Source organism: Sphingobium cupriresistens LL01, from assembly GCF_001046645.1.
In the GTDB taxonomy this organism is placed as follows: domain Bacteria; phylum Pseudomonadota; class Alphaproteobacteria; order Sphingomonadales; family Sphingomonadaceae; genus Sphingobium; species Sphingobium cupriresistens.
This window is the reverse complement of record NZ_KQ130434.1, coordinates 1848162-1867980: the sequence shown is the minus strand read 5'-3', so window position 1 is coordinate 1867980 and position 19819 is coordinate 1848162. Positions and strand designations below refer to the sequence as shown.

16 protein-coding genes are annotated in these 19819 nt (G+C 61.2%); 9 read left to right on the top strand and 7 right to left on the bottom strand.

All coding sequences use genetic code 11. The annotated features are described in order from the left end of the window. The first annotated feature begins 18 nt into the window (after positions 1–18). Together V473_RS09000 and V473_RS08995 are read left to right on the top strand one after the other, a co-directional pair. The gene (locus V473_RS09000) at positions 19–684 is read left to right on the top strand and encodes a lasso peptide biosynthesis B2 protein (RefSeq protein WP_066602830.1); all 666 of its coding nucleotides are present in this window, start codon (positions 19–21) and stop codon (positions 682–684) included. Then, positions 681–2408 (top strand): asparagine synthase-related protein, encoded by a 1728-nt coding sequence (locus V473_RS08995; protein WP_082679045.1) that lies wholly within the window; start codon positions 681–683, stop codon positions 2406–2408. Before V473_RS09000 ends, V473_RS08995 begins: the two co-directional genes overlap by 4 nt. Here the strand turns inward: V473_RS08995 and V473_RS08990 are convergent. The 6 genes from V473_RS08990 to V473_RS08965 all read right to left on the bottom strand — a co-directional run bounded on the left by V473_RS08990 (position 2344) and on the right by V473_RS08965 (position 10144). Then, the gene (locus V473_RS08990) at positions 2344–4494 is read right to left on the bottom strand and encodes an Atxe2 family lasso peptide isopeptidase (RefSeq protein ID WP_082679044.1); all 2151 of its coding nucleotides are present in this window, start codon (positions 4492–4494) and stop codon (positions 2344–2346) included. The genes V473_RS08995 and V473_RS08990 overlap by 65 nt on opposite strands. 5 nt (positions 4495–4499) lie before the next feature. Then, positions 4500–7082 carry a TonB-dependent receptor gene (locus tag V473_RS08985; RefSeq protein ID WP_066602822.1) on the bottom strand — a complete coding sequence of 861 codons (2583 nt, stop codon included), beginning with the start codon at positions 7080–7082 and terminating at the stop codon, positions 4500–4502. 66 nt (positions 7083–7148) lie between these two features. Next, complete coding sequence (locus V473_RS08980) at positions 7149–8195, bottom strand: FecR family protein (protein WP_066602820.1); 1047 nt, start codon at positions 8193–8195, stop codon at positions 7149–7151. Between the two features lies 1 nt (position 8196). Further along, the gene (locus V473_RS08975; RefSeq protein WP_066602818.1) at positions 8197–8742 is read right to left on the bottom strand and encodes an RNA polymerase sigma factor; all 546 of its coding nucleotides are present in this window, start codon (positions 8740–8742) and stop codon (positions 8197–8199) included. Between the two features lie 294 nt (positions 8743–9036). Continuing rightward, the gene (locus tag V473_RS08970) at positions 9037–9606 is read right to left on the bottom strand and encodes an alpha-ketoglutarate-dependent dioxygenase AlkB (RefSeq protein WP_066602815.1); all 570 of its coding nucleotides are present in this window, start codon (positions 9604–9606) and stop codon (positions 9037–9039) included. 19 nt (positions 9607–9625) lie between these two features. Next, entirely contained in the window at positions 9626–10144 is a 519-nt protein-coding gene (locus V473_RS08965) for an SOS response-associated peptidase family protein (RefSeq protein WP_244884355.1), read from the bottom strand. 60 nt (positions 10145–10204) lie between these two features. On the opposite strand from V473_RS08965, the gene V473_RS08960 reads away from it, so the two are divergent. From V473_RS08960 to V473_RS08940, 5 genes are all read left to right on the top strand, one after another. Further along, positions 10205–10828: an SOS response-associated peptidase family protein gene (locus V473_RS08960; protein ID WP_066602814.1), complete on the top strand. Its 624-nt coding sequence runs from the start codon at positions 10205–10207 to the stop codon at positions 10826–10828. Then, positions 10828–11250 carry a DUF1810 domain-containing protein gene (locus tag V473_RS08955; RefSeq protein ID WP_066602811.1) on the top strand — a complete coding sequence of 141 codons (423 nt, stop codon included), beginning with the start codon at positions 10828–10830 and terminating at the stop codon, positions 11248–11250. The genes V473_RS08960 and V473_RS08955 overlap by 1 nt, the downstream gene beginning before the upstream one ends. A 101-nt stretch (positions 11251–11351) precedes the next feature. Then, positions 11352–12128, top strand: a complete 777-nt coding sequence (locus tag V473_RS08950; protein ID WP_201785492.1) for an ImuA family protein — start codon at positions 11352–11354, stop codon at positions 12126–12128. Further along, positions 12046–13878 carry a DUF6504 family protein gene (locus V473_RS08945; protein WP_082679043.1) on the top strand — a complete coding sequence of 611 codons (1833 nt, stop codon included), beginning with the start codon at positions 12046–12048 and terminating at the stop codon, positions 13876–13878. Before V473_RS08950 ends, V473_RS08945 begins: the two co-directional genes overlap by 83 nt. Continuing rightward, positions 13878–17135 carry an error-prone DNA polymerase gene (locus V473_RS08940; protein WP_066602805.1) on the top strand — a complete coding sequence of 1086 codons (3258 nt, stop codon included), beginning with the start codon at positions 13878–13880 and terminating at the stop codon, positions 17133–17135. Before V473_RS08945 ends, V473_RS08940 begins: the two co-directional genes overlap by 1 nt. Positions 17136–17234: 99 nt before the next feature. Here the strand turns inward: V473_RS08940 and V473_RS08935 are convergent, their stop codons facing one another. Then, complete coding sequence (locus tag V473_RS08935) at positions 17235–17837, bottom strand: TetR/AcrR family transcriptional regulator (protein WP_066602804.1); 603 nt, start codon at positions 17835–17837, stop codon at positions 17235–17237. Between the two features lie 110 nt (positions 17838–17947). On the opposite strand from V473_RS08935, the gene V473_RS08930 reads away from it, so the two are divergent. Together V473_RS08930 and V473_RS08925 are read left to right on the top strand one after the other, a co-directional pair. Then, positions 17948–18703 carry an SDR family oxidoreductase gene (locus V473_RS08930; RefSeq protein ID WP_066602803.1) on the top strand — a complete coding sequence of 252 codons (756 nt, stop codon included), beginning with the start codon at positions 17948–17950 and terminating at the stop codon, positions 18701–18703. Between the two features lie 218 nt (positions 18704–18921). Next, the gene (locus V473_RS08925; RefSeq protein WP_244884354.1) at positions 18922–19710 is read left to right on the top strand and encodes an MBL fold metallo-hydrolase; all 789 of its coding nucleotides are present in this window, start codon (positions 18922–18924) and stop codon (positions 19708–19710) included. Positions 19711–19819 lie beyond the last annotated feature (109 nt).

Below are 19819 nucleotides of genomic sequence, written 5' to 3'. Positions count from 1 at the left end.
TTACGGGAGCTTTGCCCCATGCCGGCCATGCTTCGTCCGGGCCTCGCCTATTGTCTGACCGGAGGGCAGGCCGTCTTTCTGGACCTCAATGCCGATCGCTATTTTGCATTGAGCTCCGCAAAAACGGCCGCCTTCTCAGCTTGCCTCAGCGAGGATCCTAGCCCGGAGGTGGATACGGCTATGCGCTATTTCATGGACGCCGGGATATTGGTTGCCGGCGATGCCGACGCAACCAGTGCGGCTCTGCCGATTGTCGAATTGCCGGCCCGCGAAGGACCGATTCAGGAGGACGGCTTGGTTCGCCCGCGAGCTTTGATGAGCGCCATGGCCATTCTGCTCTTCACGCGCTTCAAGCAGATTTATCGCCCGAAGGCGTTGTTCGCGCTTGGACTTGAAGCGCGTTGGTGGAAATTCGGGGGGACATCTTCAGGTGGGGTCCATCTCCGTGATCTGCTCGAAACCATGTCCTGCGCGGAGCGGTTGCTGCCGCTACGGTTGAACTGCGTCAGCCGCACACGAGCGCTCAAGCATTTTCTGGCGCGCTATGGCCTGGATACCGACATGATTGTGGCGGTGAGGCTTCATCCATTCTCGGCGCATTGCTGGCTTCAGTCCGGCGACATGGTGCTGAACGACACGCTGGAAGGCATCGCCCCTTACACGGTGATCAGAGGCATCGCATGAGCAGTTCCTACTCTTTCGCGATAAACATCGGGCCGTTGGCTCAGCCTTCCCCCGATGCTGGTGCGGGTGGGGTGGGAATTGCTCCGCTGCCCTTCTCCCTGATCACCTTGAACAGCGACCTGGATCGCTATGAGGCCGCCGATGATCGCGGCCGCCATCTGCTGGTGGTGGGCAATGTCTTTGACCGGATCGCAAACCGGATTGTGTCGCCGGACGATTTTCCGGTGATCCTGCGAGAGGAGGATCCGGTTCACGCGCTGCTCACGGACTATTGGGGGCGGTATGTGGCCGTTCTTCATGATGCTCGAAACGGACAGGTCGAATTGGTCCGCGATCCCTCTGGCCAGCTCCCATGCTATTATCGCCAGCATAGCGGTCAGCTTCTCGTCGCGCATGACGCAGACCAGCTGTTCTCCGCGGCGGCGGCCGCCGATCCCGACTGGTCCATCCTCGCAAGGCATCTGCGCAATCCCATGGTCCGAACGAACGAGACCTGTCTGCAGGGCGTGTCCGAACTGTTGCCAGGTTTGAGCGTCACATGGTCGCAAGGCGCTGCGGCATGTAAGCCAAGGTGGGTTCCCCTGATTGAAGCGGATCTGATCGACAAGTCTGTCGAGGCGATCGCGGATCGACTGAAAAGAGAAATCGAAAACGCGGTTTCCGCGTGGGCGCGGCGCTTTCCTCGTCCTTTACTCGGCCTGTCTGGAGGTTTGGATTCCTCGGTCATTGCAGCGTCACTCAGGGCGCGCAAGGCGGATGTGAACTGTCTGAATGCCGTCTCTGGCACAGGGAGGGGAGATGAGAGAAGCTATGCGGCGGCGGTCGCCGCCATGCATGGTTTCCCGCTCCATGAAGCGGTGCTGGAAGTTCACGACATCGACTACAGCAGGTCATTGGCATCGACTAAGCCGCGACCATCGTCCAGCGCGTTCACGCAGGCAATCGACAAAGCATCGGCCGACGTCGCCGAGGCTTGCTCAGCCGAAGCCCATTTCAGCGGCGGAGGCGGCGACAACATCTTCGCCTTCATTCATTCTTCCTATCCCGCCACCGACTGCCTGCTGGATACCGGCTTCGGCGCGAAATATCGGTCAACCATATCCAACCTGACGCGTATGACTGGTTGCGACATGTGGCAGATAATGGCGCGGTCGATCCGACACGGGGTCTTCGCGCATCGCCCATTTGTTCACAGGGTGGACGAGCGATTTCTTGGCGAGAAGACCGCCGAAGCGTTGCCGGTCCATCCGTGGATTGTACGCGGGGGCAAGCGGCGCCCGGGCAAACGCCAACATATCGCGGCTACGCTGGAAGCCATCCATTTCACTGAATTTCTCAACATCGGGGGGCGGCCCACAATCTATCCGCTACTGTCGCAGCCACTGATGGAATATTGTCTTTCCATCCCGGTTTGGCGCTGGTCGCACAACGGCATTGATCGGTCACTCGTTCGGGAGGCTTTCCGCCGATTGCTGCCAGAAGAAATCATAGCGCGCCGGACGAAGGGATCGTTCGGCCAGTTGTTCGAGGCGGGCTTCATGCGCAATATCGAGGTCATCAGGTCCATGCTCGCGGATGGCCAACTTGCAGCCCAGGGACTTCTGGACCGTGCCGCATGCCTCGATGCGCTCAGCGTGCCGGAGAGACTGCGGCCGGAGGTCATAAGTCGTCTCGCTCTTTTCGTGGATGCGGAGGCGTGGCTGGCGGGACGAAGCCGCCACTGACCGCCGGGTCTATCAGGGTCCGTCGCAACCAGTCGAGCACGCGACGATAGACCGCGAGGCGGTGCGCAGGCTGGAATTTCACATGCCCTTCATTCGGGTAAATATACATCTCGACGGGCCACTGTTTGGCACGCAGCACTTCGAACGTGTTGAGCGCCATTCGATATTCCTCTTCCGAAGCCTGGATCAGAATGGGAACCGGTCGCTTGTCAGAATGCAGAGCCAGCGAGGATTGCGACCAGAAGGCATCCGCCCGATCGCCGGGCAGGGGATAACCGAAGCTTTCATACCATCGGCGATATCCTTCGCCATTGCCGATCATCATGCTCGCATCCTCGCAGCATGTGCTGAGGGCTGCGGCGGCGAACTTGCTGGAGTGTATCAGCGCGAACGTCGCTGTCGTGGCGCCATCGCTCTGGCCGGTGATCGCCACCCGGCGAGGGTCCACGACGCCGGTCTCATCGAGGCGATCGATAATGGTCTCAAGCGAGGACAATATGCTCCGACGATCGATCCAGTCTTTCTGGTTCATCTCGAGATACTCATCATAGGTGACAGGCGGCCCGTGCAGCGCATAGGCCTTGGGCTTGTTGAAGCTGAGAACCGCAAACCCATGTGATGCGAGGAGCTGTATCGGATATTCGTCCGCCGTTCCGCCGCGCAGAAAGCCTCGCGAGTCATACTGGACGATCACCAGTGGGAACCGCGTTCCAGGTCGGTAGGCAACAGGAAAAACGAGGTCACCGAAGGCCTCAATCCCGAAACTGTTCTTCCATGCGATACGCTGGACCCTGCCGAGCCGATACTGCGCGAATTCCGGATTGGGATCGAAGATAGTCTCTATGGCGCCTGTTGCTATCCGGATCGAGACAATGTGCCGGGGGCGAAGAGATGCCTCGCGAGCGCAGATGAGCTTTCCGCCCCCCAATCCGCAGCCAAACAGCGCATCTTCAGTGAGCAGTATCCTGTGTGGAAGTCTGCTTCCAGGAACCCAGCGATAAAGCCCTGTCTTCTCATCTGACGCGCCCTCGCGCGTGGCAAATATCAGCTGCCTTCCGCCCTTCAGCCACCAGATATCCGTGACGTTCCGGCAGGCAATGGCCAGGCAGCGAAATGTCTTCGCGCCAATACGGATGTGCAGCGGCGCCGGCTGTCGAAATTTTGAGGGATCGTCGGCAATGGCCCAGGCGACGCGATCGGCATCGAACCGCGCATAGGCTCTTGTCCCGGCTGGATGTTCGCCGCCTGGGAACGCAATTCGTGTGATCTCTTCCCGTGACGCTGGCCGGACGGTGGCGCTGACGATATCGACCGCCTGGACGATTGACGGGACTTTGTTCGTGGGCAGGGGCTGATTGCCGCCCAGCGGCCAGAAGCGGTCGTCATAGCGAAAGCCGTTCAGTCCCTCTCGAGCGATTTCATCTCGCGCCTCCACAAGCCCGGGACGGCTGCGAAAAATGAGCGTTTCGTCGGTTGCTGACCATTCCAGGGCTTCGATATCGACCTCGGACCGAATGAGCATATGACGGTCTGTTCCATCGGGCCTGATGGTCCAGACTTCTGCCTTGCCGCCACGCTGCTTCACATAGGCGAGATACCGACCGGCAGGGTGCCAGCGAAGCAGGGGAGGCTTTGGAATGCCGAGCGGTATGCCGACGAGACCATATTTGTCGAAGCTCGCACGCTCAATGTCTCCCGCGTCATCGATCACGTGCGCCTGGGAACGGCCGTCGGTCGGAACCAGCACGACTGCGGAGCAAAAGCGGTTTGACACCGGATCGGCCTGGCGAAGCTGAAGCGCTATCAGGTCGCCGTTGGGCGACATTTGCATCGGCGCGCCGTCCAGCGAAAGGCTTCCAAAATCGCGTAAGCCGATCAGGGCCTCGGGAGTGACGGACCGGACAGCTTGGCTGCTGGTCGGATTGGTTGGGAGAGAGCATGGGGTGCTCTCTCCCTCCGTTACGGGGCTGCTGCGGGATTGGGCCAAGGCATGCGTCGCCATGAACAAGGGTATGGCGGCGCACATCAGGGTCCTGGCAGCACCGGACGGATGTGATGCTGTCGGCTTGGCAAAAGCTCTGGTCATGATTGTCACCAGTGCTTTGTGATGCTCAGGCTGACGAAGCGACCGATGGGAGAATAGTTGGTCGAGTCATAGTTGACGTAGAAGCTGTTGCCGCCGCTCGGTGCAGCATAAGGCGGTCGGGCATTGAACAGGTTGCGAGCGCTGAGCGCTACGTCCAAAGCACCCAGCAGGCTGTCGGCAGGAAGGTTGAGAAGGGCATTCAGATCGAACGTGGTTTGCGATTTGACGTCACTTTGGCTCGTCGAGCGGGTATCGCGCAGCCGCCCTGAATGATTGAGATAGCCTGCCAGCGTGAAACTGTCCTTCGTCCAGCTTATGTTGAACCGGCCGCGGAATTTGGGCGGATTGTAGATGATGCCGGCAAGGCGAGTGACCGGAGCATTCTCGTTGATTTGTTCGGTCGATTTAAGCCACGACGCATTGCCGCCCAAAGTCAGCTCGCCCAAGGCGCCGATCGGGAGGCTATATCGTCCGCTCAGATCGAAGCCTTCGATCTTCTGCTGCGTGCCGTTGATGAAATTGTTGAAGGCAATGGCCACCACGGACGATGGATCATAGGGCGCGCCGCTGTAATTGTTCAGCTGTCCGTTGGTCGAGGCGATGAGGGCGGCCTGCGTAGCGGCATCGGGGGCATAGACGACATAGTCCGCGAAGATGGGATTGCTTAACGCGGAATATTGATTGACCCCGGAGATCGGCTGGATGATCCGGTTCTTGTAACGGATGTTGAAATAGGAGGCGTCCAACTGAAGGCCCGGGACTGCGGAGGGATGGGCACCGAGGGTGATCGTCCAGGTTTCCGCCCTTTCGGGTTTTAGATCGGGATTACCGCCCTGGCTCATCATCGCGACCGAACCGGTTGGAAACTGGGTTCCGCCATAGGCGGACGCCGCGCGCAGAGTTACGTAGCGCATCTGATATTGCTGCAGGAGCGTGGGCGCCTTGAACGATTTGCCCCATGAAGCCTTAAGATCGAAATCGCGGGTCGGCGAGTATATCAGGCCGAGCTTGGGCGTGGCGACCTCGTCGATACCCGGATAGCGTTCATAGCGCAGGGCTCCATTAATCGAAATCCGATATGCCCAGCTGAGGTCCTGTTCGGGCGATACGAGGGGGACATTAAGCTCGCCAAAAGCATAGCTGCTATCGATGCTGCCGCCCCCGTTGGACTGGCTGCCAGAGGCGTTGGTGTCCTCGAAGCTATTATATCGGTAGCCGCCGCCGATCGCCAGGCGGACTTCCCCCGCCGGCAGGTTGAGCAGCTTGCCTTCGGCCCCCAACTCCACCGATCGCGCGACATTGCAATAGCAGCCATAGGCCCTGCTCGCGACAGCGCCGTTCGAGTAATAGCGCTGATCGTAATCGGTGCGATCCCGGCCATACAGACCGCTGAGGGTCACCGTCCAGTCGGGATTCACTCGCCAGGCCAATGACGGGGCCAATGCGAAGCTCTTGTTCACGGGCGTGTTGAGATAGCCGGAACTCGCGTTGAGCGCGAGCATGGAGGATATTTCGCGGCGATTGAAAAGCGCGTCGACCGCAAATTCGAGATCCGGACCGATTGCCTGGTGCCCGCTGAAGATGATGCTGTGATTTTCGCGTTCGGGCAGCAGGGTGGCTGCGTCCGGCATATAGTCGGTATAGCTGCGATCGCGCGCAGTAATATCGCTGCCCTTCAGAAAGTCGTAAGCGACGATGAAGCCACCAGAGCTCCAGCGGATACCGGCTGTGGCATTATATTGCTGCTCGACGTCGCCGCCGTCCGTCGCGGCGGCCCATCTGGCCGAGGTTGAGTAACCCTCATAGTCGCGCTTGAGGATGATGTTGACGACGCCGCCGACCGCGTCCGATCCATAGATTGCCGACGCGCCATCGGGGATTACCTCCATCCGGCTCACGACTGAAACAGGTATCGCGCTGATATCGACTGCCTGGACTGCGGACCCGTAAGAGAGGCGGTGGCCGTTGAGCAGGGTGAGGGTCGCGTCGCCGCCGAGGCCGCGGAGGTTCGCCGTCGAGCCGCCCGAAAGATTCTGGTTCGCGATCCCGACGTTGCCTGGTGCGACCGAGGGATTCTGCCCCCCGCTGAAGCTTTGCGGCAGAGATCGAATGACCTCGCCCAGATCATTCTGCCCGGACTGGCGCATTTCCTTTTGCGATACTTCGATCACGGGCGCCGCGATGTTGGCACCCCGGATGCGGGACCCTGTCACGAGGAGGGTGGTGGATGCGGCATCGCCATCCTCCGGCGCTCGCTGCGAGGTCGGACTCCCCACAATCACAAAGCTGCCGCCATTCTCAATGGCACGCAAACCCGTGCCCTTGAGGAGCAGTCGCAGCGCTTGCGCAGGGGCATAGCGGCCATCCAGCCTGGGCGACAGGCGACCCTCCACCTGTCCCGGCTGAAACAGGACTTCTCGTCCGAGCTGGGCCCCCAGAGCCCGCAACGCATCGGCGAGGTTCTGCGCCTCGATGTGAAAGGTCTGCTCGGTCTGCGTGTCGGCCAGCAGTATCGGCGAGGCAGTAGCGATGCCGACTGCACTCGCGACGGCGATGATGTTGGCGAGATTGTGAGAGATTTTCCGCATGAGGGCCCCCTTGTCTTCGCATCGTTCTTCGATGCTCTGACTGGCTCCACGTTGCGGGATGTGGATTTATGGGGCCGCGGCCTCACTATGTGAAATTTTTGTTTCAGATGGCGTCAGCGTGATGGATTCGTCAGGCGTCTCTGCGACCGTCAAGCCAAAGAGAAGGCTGAGGTTGGTGGCCAGCCTGCGGGGGTCGTCGATCGCAAATGTACCAGAGGCCCGCAGATTGGCGATTTCCGCGCTTGGCTGCCCGATCTGGAGCCGGGAGTAGCGATTCGCTTCGGCGATGAGATCGGCCACTCTCACATTATCGAACTGCCGCATTTTTGAGGTCCAGCTTTCACCGGCGGCCGGTGCGAAGGATGCTGAAAGGTCGCGCACGCCAAATTCACCAGCTTCGACCACCTGTCCGGGCCGTAGCAGTCTCGGCTTGGCGGAGATATTTCGGCTGACACCATGTTCGGTCTGCGCGACGTCCACGGATCCGCGGAGGAGGCGAACGAAATAGCTATGATCCGAGCGGAAGCCGACATCAAAAACCGTTCCGTGAGCGGTCACGGTGGTATCGCCGACGGACACGGTGAATGGCCTCTTTTCATGGGCTACTTCGAACCGGGCCTTGCCCTGCTCAAGTCGTAGTGATCTCAGGCTTGGTGTAAATCGCATCGACACGATGCTGTCGGTGTCGAGGGTGATCTCTGATCCGTCAGCAAGGTGAATTTTTCGGATCTGCCCGACCCTGCTCGCGAATTTGGCGGTATTTTGACCGGCGTCGGCGAGGGGCGCGGGCCCGGACCTTCGGCTTTCATCTCCGGCTGCCATCCAGGCGATGACAGAGACGGAAAGGATCACAGCGACCGATGCCGCGAGGGCAAAGACAGGCCGGCGGCGCGTTGGCGCTGCGGTCGCTTCGGCCTTGGTCGGCGACACGAGCGACTTTCCCATGCTGTAGACTTCCGCGATCCGCGCGTAGGCGGTTCTGTGGGCAGGATCTGCGGCCAGCCATGCCTTGAATTCGGGGTCGCGGCGCTGGGCATCCGGCCCCTGCATCGCGGCGAACCAGGATGCGGCTTCTTCGCGCAAGGCCGAGCGCTTCTCTTGTTCATCGAGCATGTCAGTCGTCCAGAGCCTGTGCGATACGGGCCAGTGCACGGCCCAGATGATATTGAACGGTTGGAACGGCGATCCCAAGCTTTTCGCCGATCTCCCGATAGGTCAGGTTCTCCACGCGATGCATGAGGAAGACTTGCCGGGTCTGGTCCGGCAGGCCGTCGACGGCAGCCTTGTAGAGACGCATGACATCCTGCCTTTCGATGCCGAAGCTTTGTTCCGGGGCAGTGCCGAGCTCGGGTACTTCATCCAATGCGGGCCCTCTGGTCGCTTCCGCGCTGCGCGCGCTGCGCATTCGATCGACGAGAAGATTGCGGGCTATCCGTTGCAGGTAGGACGCTGGGTGGACGAGCATCTTCGTCCGCATATGGGCTGCAAGCCTGGCAAATGCCTCTTGCATGAGATCGTTGGCGTCCTCGTCATCGCGCATGCGGTGCCTGAAGTATCGGACGAGGCCTGGCGCTTCCGCGCTGTAGGTCTCTCGTAAAATCGCCGTGAATGCGCCGTCCGTGGCGGCGGATAAGCCGCCGCCCGGATGCTCGCCTGGCATAGGGAGAGGTTGACGGACATCCGACTGGGATGCGTTGCATGGGAGAGGGCGAGACACGCGAACCTGGCCAACAGGCCGACAGAATCGGTCCCGAGAGTCTCGGGGGCGATTGAGCTAGGTGTGTCTCGAGCGATGGCGTACCGCCGCTCCGACCGCCCCAAACATCAGAGGGGCGTCATTTATGCCTGACAGGATAATCCTACAGCGGGACTGTCAGCTAATTCCCCCCTGCCGGTTCATGATGCCTCTATCGACTCGCCATTTCAAGGGGCGACAAGCGATCAGGCGGCGGTATCAGGAGCGAAGACTGCGAAAGGTGATCGACCAGCGCGTCTCTTCCATTTCCGAGATGCTATGCTCCCATTCGTACCGCATTTCGCCGCTCAGATGATATATGGCTCGTGGGTTGAGAGGCATGTTCGTTCGCAGGAACCTTGAGCCTTCTTTCTTCCGGAAGCGCATTGTCGCGGGTTCACCAAGCGATATGCCAACCACATGCTCGAAGACGGGACGATCGCGATGCCAACCAATGCCCGCGCCTGGTTCATAGCGGATGAGCAGGGCCTGGACGAGGTCGTCAGTCGGCACTCCTGCAAAGGCGGCGGCCCGACGTTTAAGTGATGAAAGCCAGCCGGGTATGGGGGTGGTCGGCGCGAAGATGCCTGTCTGAAAATCGTAGCTCCAGCCAAAGCTTTGGGTGAGGCGCTTGCCCGTCCACTGCTGGTATTTGAAGGGTGAAAGGTCGGAGGCATCGATCATGCCGATCAGCGCCTGTTCTTCGATTGGGGTTATGATGTCGTCGGCCTGCTGCAGGCCCGGTAAATGGGGCCTGCCGAACAGGTCCAGGGCCAGAAATGCGGGCATTTGCGGCGTATCTGTATCTTCAGAACACAAGGCTGGTCTGCACCGGCTTGGTCAGGATTTCTTCGATCGTGAAGATGCCCGCTGGTGGAGTGACCAGCAGTTCCTCCTCGGGAACGGCGAAATCAAGCCATTTCTGGGCGTCACGGCGTTCGATCATGGCGCCGTGACGCGCCTGATAGCGTATGACTTCGGGGTTCGCGTCTACCGTGATGATCCGATAGCTGACGGGCCATTCGGCCATGGCCGGCTCCCAGATGGCGGCGAGATAGAAGAAATTGCCGTCTTCGCGAAAGGCACGGAATTTTTTCTCGCCATTGCGGATATGGAACTCCGATGCAGCCACGAGGCAACGGCTGCTGGGGAAATTGCGTCCCTCGGAACGAATGAATTCGAACGAGACGCCTCCGCTGAAGCGAGGGCTGGAACCCCAGGCGGCTTCGATCATCTCAATCTCTTGCACATCGTCGGGGTTGCGCCGGATGATGGCACGGCGACTTCCGAGCGCCTCGGAGTCGAAGGGTGTTGCTTTCGAGTCCATGAAAGGAACATACAGGGAACGAAAGGCGAGGGCAAGGATGGTCCCGCGTGAGGAGGCCTGATGTGTAATGACTACCGCCTGCTGATCGATATCGCATCGATCGTCGAAGATTTCGAAGGGCTGAAAATCAAGATCAAGATGCCCGAGGGCGCCCCCAATGTGCCGGCGCGCGAAGATATCAAGATGACCGATATGGGTCCGATCGTCCGCAGCGTGGGTGCGCAGCGCAGCGTCGGCGAACTGGTCAATCGACGCTGGAGCTGGCCCGGTCGTAACGGAAAGCCTGTCTATAATTTCCGCACTGAGGGTCGGGAATTTACCTCCCAGCGCTGCCTCATCATTGCAGATGGCTTCTACGAGTTTACAGATCCTGCCGTCCCCCGGCCAAAAGACAAGCGGCTCGATAAATGGCTCTTCACCATGACCGATCATGACTGGTTCTGCATCGCTGGAATCTGGCGCGAGAGCCCGACGGGAGAAGCCTTTACCATGCTGACCATGGATGCAGGACCGGACGTCGCGCCCTATCATCACCGCCAAATCATTCCACTGGCCCGTGACCAATGGGCAGACTGGCTCGATCCCAGCGTTCCGGCTGGGGAGGTGCTGCGATGGTTGCCCAAGGGAAGCCTGTCCGTCACGCAGGTCTATGGCGCGCCGCCGGCCCAAGGAGCGTTGCTCTGATGACTGACGACGCGACCTTGGCTCGTTTCGTCGAGGCGCAAGCGAGCAGCTATCGAACCGCGTTGCGCGAGTTGCGCGCCGGGGCGAAACGCACCCATTGGATGTGGTTCATTTTCCCGCAGATACGCGGCCTTGGGTTGAGCCCGACAGCGCATTATTATGGCATCGCATCGATCGAGGAGGCGCGCGCTTATCTTGCTCATCCTGTGCTCGGCCCGCGTTACATCGAATGCGTCGAAGCGCTGCAGGGGCTTGCAGAGCATGATCCGGTCGTTGTCATGGGAAGCATCGATGCCATGAAGCTGCGGTCGTCATTAACGCTTTTTGAAGCAGCGGACCTGATACCCGTGATTGGTGCTGCTCTGGACCGGTGGTTTAGCGGCGATCGGGATCCCGCCACGATTGAGATTCTAAGGGCTTAGAACGATTGCTCGAGAGTGTGCGATAAAGCGTGGTGCAACGGGCTTGACGAATCTGTCAGTCGATAGGAACATAAAGGGAACATTTGAGTCGTCATGTTCCCATGTCCATTGTGCCTTCCGTTCCTGATCGGTCCCGTGCCGATCATCTTGCAGCGCTTCGCGCAGAGCTGGCTCATGCCCGCGCTGCGCGTGGAGCGGTGTTGCCATTTGGTCTTGGGATAGTGGATGACCGCCTGGCTGATCATGGGCTGGACGGAGGCGGGCTTCATGAGGTCGCCGCAGCCTCAGCGACACTGAACGACGACGCGGCGGCGACGCTTTTCGCGGCCGGTATCGCGGCGCGTTTCGCTGCGCAGCCGAATTTTTCCGTGTTTTGGGCGCTTACCCGCTTTGACCTCTACGCGCCGGGGCTGGAGCAGGTTGGGTTATGCCCCGATAAAGTCTTCTATGCCCAGGCCCAGAAGGATAGCGCCGTGCTCGCCATGGCAGAGGACGCGTTGCGTGACGGCTCGCTCGCGTGCGTGATTGCCGAAGTAAGGCACGCGGACCAGACAGCCACCCGACGCCTTCAGCTTGCTGCATCTGACGGCCAGACGCCGATTTTGCTTTATCGTCGCCATCGAACCCGCGAGCGCTGTCCGCTTGGCGGTCTGTCATCGGCGATGACGCGCTGGCGAATCGGTTCTGTTCCGTCTGCGCGCCTTCCTCATGCCGGGGTCGGGCGCGCTCGTTGGTCGGTGGAGCTGGTCCGCCAGCGAAACGGCAATCCCTTTTCGATCGAACTGGATGCGTGCGATGATAAGGGTCGCCTCGCTCTACCTGCCGCAGCTGCCGATCGAGCGGCTCCGGCAGCTGGAGCGGTCAATCAGGCGGCCTGAGCTGGCTGCGCCGTCGCTCGCTCCGCGCTTTGCCTCGCCGATCGACGACAACCCGGGAGCCTGTTCGGTCCCGCGTGGCGGCGGCTGGCGACCGGGTGCCCGCTGGGCGCGGGACGGTGCGCTTGGCGCCCGCCCGAGCCAAGCCGACATCGAAGCACTGCCTGCACACCAGAGACCGACCATGCGCGAGATGGGGCGTCGCAGCGAAGCGGCCGAGCATCCGTTCAGGGCCGGTCCTGCTGATGAGGTGGCGCGACGGATAGGGAAAGCTGAGGTTGCCGAAGCGTCCAAACTTACATGGGCGACCCTGTGGGGGCAGCCGACAATCCTCATCGAACGGGCAGGGCAACGGGAGGTTGTGACCGCCGCCTGCCCGGTTGCGCTGGAACTGGGATTGCGGCCGGGCATGGCGGCGGCCCATGCCCGGGCACTGGTCACCGATCTTGAGGTCCGGGATGCCGAGCCGGATGCCGATAGCGCTTGGCTTGATCGCTTGGCGCTCCATGCGCTTGGACATTGGACACCAACCGCTAGCGTTTCGGGTGCCGATGGCCTGTGGCTTGATCTTACAGGCACCACCCATCTTTTTGGCGGGGAGGAGCGTTTCTGCCGCCGCTTGCACCGATTTTTGGCACGCCTCGGGTTTACCGCCTCTATCGCCGTTGCGGCCACGCCGGGCGCTGCGCATGCGATGGCGCGCTATAGCGGAGAGGCCGTCACTCTGCTGGCCTCGGGCATCGAAACCCAGGCCATCGCCAATCTTCCCCTTCAGGCTTTGCGTCTGGAACCCGAAGCATTGGTGTCGGCGGCGCGCTTTGGCCTTGAGCGTATATCGGACCTTTACCCAATGCCGCGCGGGCCGCTCGCTCGTCGGCTGGGCCTGACGACCGTCCGACGGCTCGATCAGGCGCGCGGTATGATCGCCGAACCGATTGTCCCCGTCGTGGCTTTCGAGGCCCCGCATGTCGAGCGGCGGCTCCTTGAACCGATCGGCACGGCAGAAGCTATCAACCAGGTGATCGGCGATCTGGTCGAGGATCTTGTATTCCGGTTGCAGGAGCGAGGGGCAGGGCTACGGACAGCTATTCTCTCCTGCCTCATTATCGATGGCACCGAGCAGCGACTGACGATCGGGACGGCACGGGCGACGCGTGATAGTGGTCATCTGAGGCGCATGCTCGCCATGCGGATCGAGAAGATTGATCCGGGGCTCGGCATCGAGGCGATGACGCTGACGGCGCCAAGGCTTGAGGAGCTCAAGGCCCAGACGCTCGAAGCAGGGCTGGAGACGGAGGGGCGATCACGGGATATCGCGCCGCTCGTTGACCAGCTTGCAGGCCGGATCGATCCTGACGCTCCTTTCCGATTGTCGTCTCATGAAAGCGATGTGCCCGAGCGGGCAGTACGCCGCATCGGCTCTTTGATGACGCCTGTCGGCTGGCCGGGCTGGAAGCGACCCGTAAGAATGCTCACCCGGCCCGAAATTCTCTCGCATGTCGTTGCGCTGCTTCCCGATCACCCACCCCGGCGCTTTACCTGGCGTCGCACCGACTATCGCATCTTGGCAGGCGATGGCCCCGAGCGGATCCATGGCGAATGGTGGCGTAATGCCCGCGAGATGTGGGCGGTGCGCGATTATTTCCGCGTCGAAGCTGCCGGAGGTGAGCGTTTCTGGATCTTTCGTCGTGGTGATGGTGTGGATGCGCCGACCGGGGATTTAAGCTGGTATATGCACGGCATGTTCGGCTGATGACCCGCTATGTCGAACTTCAGGTGACGAGCCACTTCTCCTTCCTTCGCGGGGCATCTTCCCCCGAGCAGCTGTTTTCGGCGGCGGCGCTACTTGGACACAAGACACTCGGTCTTGCCGACTGGGGCAGCGTTGCCGGCGTCGTGCGGGGTTGGGACGCACAGAAGGCAACAGGCGTGCGCATGATTGCCGGCGCGCGGGTTGATCTGCCCGACGGCAAGGCGCTGCTGCTGTATCCAACCGATCGACCGGCCTGGTCCCGGCTCACTCGGCTGCTTTCCGTCGGGAAGGCGCGGGGAGGGAAAGGGCGTTGCCTGCTCAACTGGGCCGATGTGGCTCATCACGCCGAAGGGCTGATCGCCATTCTAATCCCGGACCTGGCTGACAATGAGACGCTGGCCAATCTTGTGGAGTTACAGAGCCTCTTTGGTGCGCGGGGCTATCTTGCGCTGTCGCTGCGGCGCCGGCCTGACGATGCGATGCGTCTGCACGAACTGAACGCGATGGCACGGGCGGCGGGCGTGCGCGCCGTGGCCACCGGCGACATCCTCTATCATTCACCGGAATCCAGACCCCTTCAGGACGTCATGACCGCGATTCGGGAGCGGACGACCATCGATGGCCTTGGCTTCAAGCGCGAGCGCTACATGGACCGGAACCTGAAATCGCCCCAGGAGATGGAACGGCGGTTTTCGGCCTTCCCCGATGCGATCGGGGCCAGTGTCGACATCGCCGAGCAGTGCCGCTTCGATCTGGGGGAGATTCAATATCAATATCCCTATGAGCAGGTGATGGAAGGCCGCACGGCGCAGGAGGCACTGACCGCCCTGACGCAGGAGGCCGCGTCCCGCATGTTTCCAGGAGGGCTTCCGAAGGCCTATCGGCAGCAGATCGATCATGAGCTGCGACTGATCGACCAGCTCAATTACGCACCCTATTTTCTGACGGTTCACTCGATCGTTCAGGAAAGCCGCCGGCGCGGGATCCTGTGTCAGGGTCGGGGATCAGCGGCGAACAGCTGTGTTTGCTATATGCTTGGGATCACCTCGATCGATCCGATCCAGCATGAGTTGCTGTTCGAGCGGTTCGTTTCGGGCGAGCGCAAGGAGCCGCCCGATATCGATGTCGATTTCGAGCATGAGCGGCGCGAGGAAATCATCCAGTGGATTTATGAGACCTATGGCCGGAAGCGGTCGGCGCTGACGGCCGTCGTCACGCGCTATCGGACGCGGGGGGCGGTCGCCGAGGTGGGCAAGGCGCTTGGCCTGCCACGCGACCTTACCAAAATGCTGACCGGCTTGGTGTGGGGCTGGTCGATGGACGGGATCACCGACGAGCAGTTTGCGAGCGCCAATCTCAATGCCGACGACCATCGTCTGAAGCTCACCCTGGAGCTGTCGCGCCAGCTGATCGGCACGCCGCGCCATCTGTCCCAGCATCCCGGTGGTTTCGTGCTGACCCAGGATCGGCTCGACGATCTCGTACCGATCGAGCCTGCTCGCATGGAAGACCGGCAGATCATCGAATGGGACAAGGACGATATCGATGCCCTGAAATTCATGAAGGTCGACGTCCTGGGCCTGGGGATGCTGGGCTGCATGAACCGGGCGTTCAACCTGTTGGCGGAGCATAAGGGCATCAGGGTAGGGATGGCCGATCTTCAGGATGATGATCCGGATGTCTACGCGATGATCCAGAAGGCGGACACGCTGGGCGTCTTCCAAATCGAGAGCCGCGCGCAGATGTCGATGCTGCCGCGGATCAAGCCTGCCAAATTCTATGATCTCGTCATTGAGGTCGCCATCGTGCGGCCCGGCCCGATCCAGGGCGACATGGTCCATCCTTATCTCAGGCGCCGGGAGGGCAAGGAGAAGCCGGAATATCCCAAGCCTGAGTTGCGTGCGGTGCTGGAGAAGACGCTCGGCGTGCCCCTGTTTCAGGAGCAGGCAATGAAGGTCGCGATCGTGGGCGCAGGCTTCTCCCCGGCTGAGGCTGACCAGCTGCGCCGCGCCATGGCAACATTCAAGCTCACCGGCGGGGTCAGTCACTTTTACGACAAGCTGGTGAATGGGATGATCTCTCGCGGCTATCCCGAGGATTTTGCCGAGCGCACCTTTAAGCAGATCGAGGGGTTCGGTTCCTACGGCTTTCCTGAAAGTCACGCGGCGAGCTTTGCCAAGATCGCCTATGCCAGCTGCTGGATGAAGCATCATCACCCCGATGTCTTCTGCGCGGCGCTCTTAAATGCCCAGCCGATGGGCTTCTACGCGCCGGCCCAGATCGTCCGTGACGCCCGCAACCATGGCGTCGAGGTCCGCCCGATGTCCATCAACCATAGCCATTGGGACTGCACGCTCGAACCCGCGAGGGGAAGATATAGGGCTGTTCGGCTTGGCTTCAGGCAGGTGAGGGGACTGGCCAATGTCCATGGCGCGGCGATAGTCGGCGCGCGGGGACCGGCGCCTTTCGAGAGCGTCGAGGAGGTCTGGCGCCGCGCTGGCGTGCCGCGTGCCGCAATCGAGCGGCTGGCCGAGGCTGACGCCTTTGCCTGTATCGCGCAGGATCGTCGGCAGGGGCTCTGGAGAGTGAAAGGGCTGGGAGAGGCGCCCTTACCGCTTTTTGCGGCGGCTGATGCGCGGGAAGGGAAATTCTCGTTAGAAGGACTGGAGCCGCAGGTATCGCTTCAGCCGATGACCGACGGACGCGAGGTGGTGGAGGATTACCGTTCTCTCCAGCTTTCCCTGCGCGGTCATCCGGTGAGCTTTCTTCGGCCGCAGCTTGATGCGATGAGGATTGTGCGCTGCGGCGATCTCCGGTCGATCCGCGACGGGCGCAATATTGAGGTGGCCGGCGTCATTCTCGTTCGTCAGCGCCCTGGCTCAGCGAAAGGCGTCCTGTTCGTCACGATCGAAGATGAGACGGGCGTGGCCAATGGCATCCTCTGGCCCGATCGGTTCGAGATTTATCGTCGGCAGGTTATGTCGGCATCCATGATCGCGATGCGCGGCCGGCTGCAAAAGGAAGGCGAGGTCATCCACATCATCTGCGATCGGATCATCGATCATGACGAGATGCTACGATCCATCGGTCGCGTCGACTTTGCGGTTGCGCCTGGCCGGGGCGACGGGGCCACTCATGGTGGCGGTCCTGATCCGCGCGATCCTGATTTCCCCCGGGGGAGGACACTGGGGTCACCGCCTTACGGCATCGCGCGCGACGGCGAAGTCGTGCCGATTCGTAGCCATGATTTTCATTGATGACCTTATAACGATTTTTATCAGGTGTTTGCTCTCTGCATCCGACCCATATCACGCTCTCGACAGCAATTTCTCAGCGCTGATGAGCAGACGGTCTGCTTACACCACCAGGCTCCGACTCACTGCCACCAAATAGGCGTGGCAGGCTTGCGGGAGTTCGCGGCGCAGTCGGGCGAAATTTTCCTCGGACGGCTCGGCTTCCATCACGACGCGCACCGATCCGCCGAGCAGGGCCGCCAGCATGAAGGCGACAGACGATCGGTCGGGAAACTGCACTCCCGGCGCTTGGGCGAGCAGCGCGTCGATCGCCTGCGTCATGCAATGGGCCGCTCGGCTCATGAGTTCCGACAGATCGAATTCGGCGGCAATGCCGTATATGGCGCGAGAGGCAACCATGTCCGCCATCTTTGCGTCCAGCCAGGCGGTAGCCAGCCCCTCTGCAATCGCCTCAAGGTTCGATCCCATCAGCCGCGCTGCTGCATCCCGCATTGCCGTCTCGATCAGATCGAACTGCCGTTCGACCAGAGCGAACAGCAGCGCCTGTTTGTGAGGATAATATTGATACATCGTCCCCACAGAGACCCCGGCCCGCTCTGCCACGCGGGTGGTGGTTAGCCGCCCGACCCCACCGGCAAGCAAAACCTGAATGGTCGCGACATGAATCGCCTCGATCGTGACAGCCGAGCGCGCCTGCTTCGGCACTTTGCGGGCTTTCAGGAGGGTAGGTGAGGGGCGATTGATATGCGAATACCGAAACTGAAGGATCGTTCATATCTATACGGTTCCAACGATCCCCCGCAAGGAGCTTTCCGATGAACGCTGTCCTCATCACTGGCTGCTCGACCGGCTTCGGCCGCGACACAGCGCTGCATTTCCTGAACCAGGGCTGGAATGTCGTCGCGACGATGCGCAATCCCGCTGTCAGCACCCTGCCAGCCTCCGACCGGCTGCGCGTCCTGCCGCTCGACGTTACCGATGCGGGTAGCATCGCGGCGACAGTCGCGCAGGCGGGGCCGGTCGATGTGCTGGTGAACAATGCCGGCGTGGGCTGGCTCAACGCTGTTGAGGGCACGCCTCTGGAGACGGTGCGCGCCGTCTTCGAGACCAACCTGTTCGGCGCGATCGCCATGATGCAGGCAGTTCTGCCGGGCATGCGGGCTCAGCGCTCGGGCGTAATCGTGAATGTCAGTTCCAGTTCGCTCTACAAGCCTCTCCCGTTGCTCTCCGTATATCGGGCCAGCAAGGCAGCGATGAACGCGCTCAACGAATCCATGGCGCACGAACTCGCGCCGTTCGGCATTCAAGTCCGGGTGGTTATGCCCGGTATGGCGCCCTCGACCAGCTTTGGCGATACGGCGCGCGGCCAGGTGATGGAAGGCGGCGGCTTTCCCGAGCCTTATGCCGACTATGCACACGCCACAATGGCCGCGCTGATGGAGGCAGCTAACGGTCCCGTCACGACAGGACAGGATGTTGCTGACGCCGTTTTTCGCGCAGCGACCGATCCGGGCTGCCCGGCAGTGCTGCCTGCTGGCGAGGATGCCATCGCCTGGGCGGCGGAAGCCTAATCTGTCAGGAGCGATGCCCGATGCCACCTCGAAACCCATATTATGCCGGCCCAGTCTCGCCCCATTTTGACGGGCATCGCTTCCTGAACCTTGCGGGGGAGCCGGAGACGGATCGGTCGCTAGGCGATATTCTGCGCTGGTATCGCAAGGCGCCCAAGACTGTCTGGCCGAAATCCGTGCCCGTCTCACCTGTCGTTCCGGCTGAACGGGTAGAGGGATTGCGGATCACCATGGTCGGCCATGCGACGCTGTTGATCCAGACGGGCGGGCTCAACATCCTCACGGATCCCGTATGGTCAGACCGGGCAAGCCCCTTCGCTTTCGCCGGACCTCGCCGTGTGACTGCACCGGGCATAAGCATGGACGACCTCCCGCCCATCGACGCGATCTTGCTGTCACACAATCACTACGACCATCTGGATATCGCGACCCTGCGCGAGCTTGACGCACGCCATGGTGCGCGAATCATCACGCCGCTTGGCAATGACAGCATCATTCACAGCAAAATTCCCGCCGCCAGGATTGAGACGGGAGATTGGTACGACCGTTTCGCCATTGCTCCCGGCGCCGAAGCCCATATCGTGCCGGCGCTGCACTGGTCCTCCCGCAGCCCACGGGACCGGCGCATGGCTCTCTGGGGCGGCTTCATGCTGAATACCTTTGGGCGGTTAATCTACTTCGCCGGGGATACCGGATATGGCACAGGCGCGATCTTCCGGGACCTTAGAGCGCGGTTCGGATCGATCGACGTGGCCATCCTACCCATAGGAGCCTATGCGCCACGCTGGTTCATGGCGGCGCAGCATACCGACCCCGACGACGCCATTCAGATCATGCTCGATCTGGATGCGCAGGCGGCTATCGGCATGCATTGGGGGACGTTCAAGCTGACGGACGAACCTTGGGAAGATCCCGCCCTCCGCCTCGCGGCCGGGCTGCAAGAGCGGGGGCTGGTAGACAAAAGCTTTTTCGCGATGCGACCCGGCGAGACGACTGATTTCGCATGATAGAGAGGCCAAATCGACCCTTTGTCGCCATTCAGCGTCGCAGCTTGCCCTCCCGCCAGCGGACCGTCAGCTATTCAAATGTGCCGAACCAATCGATGATCGGCTTCGG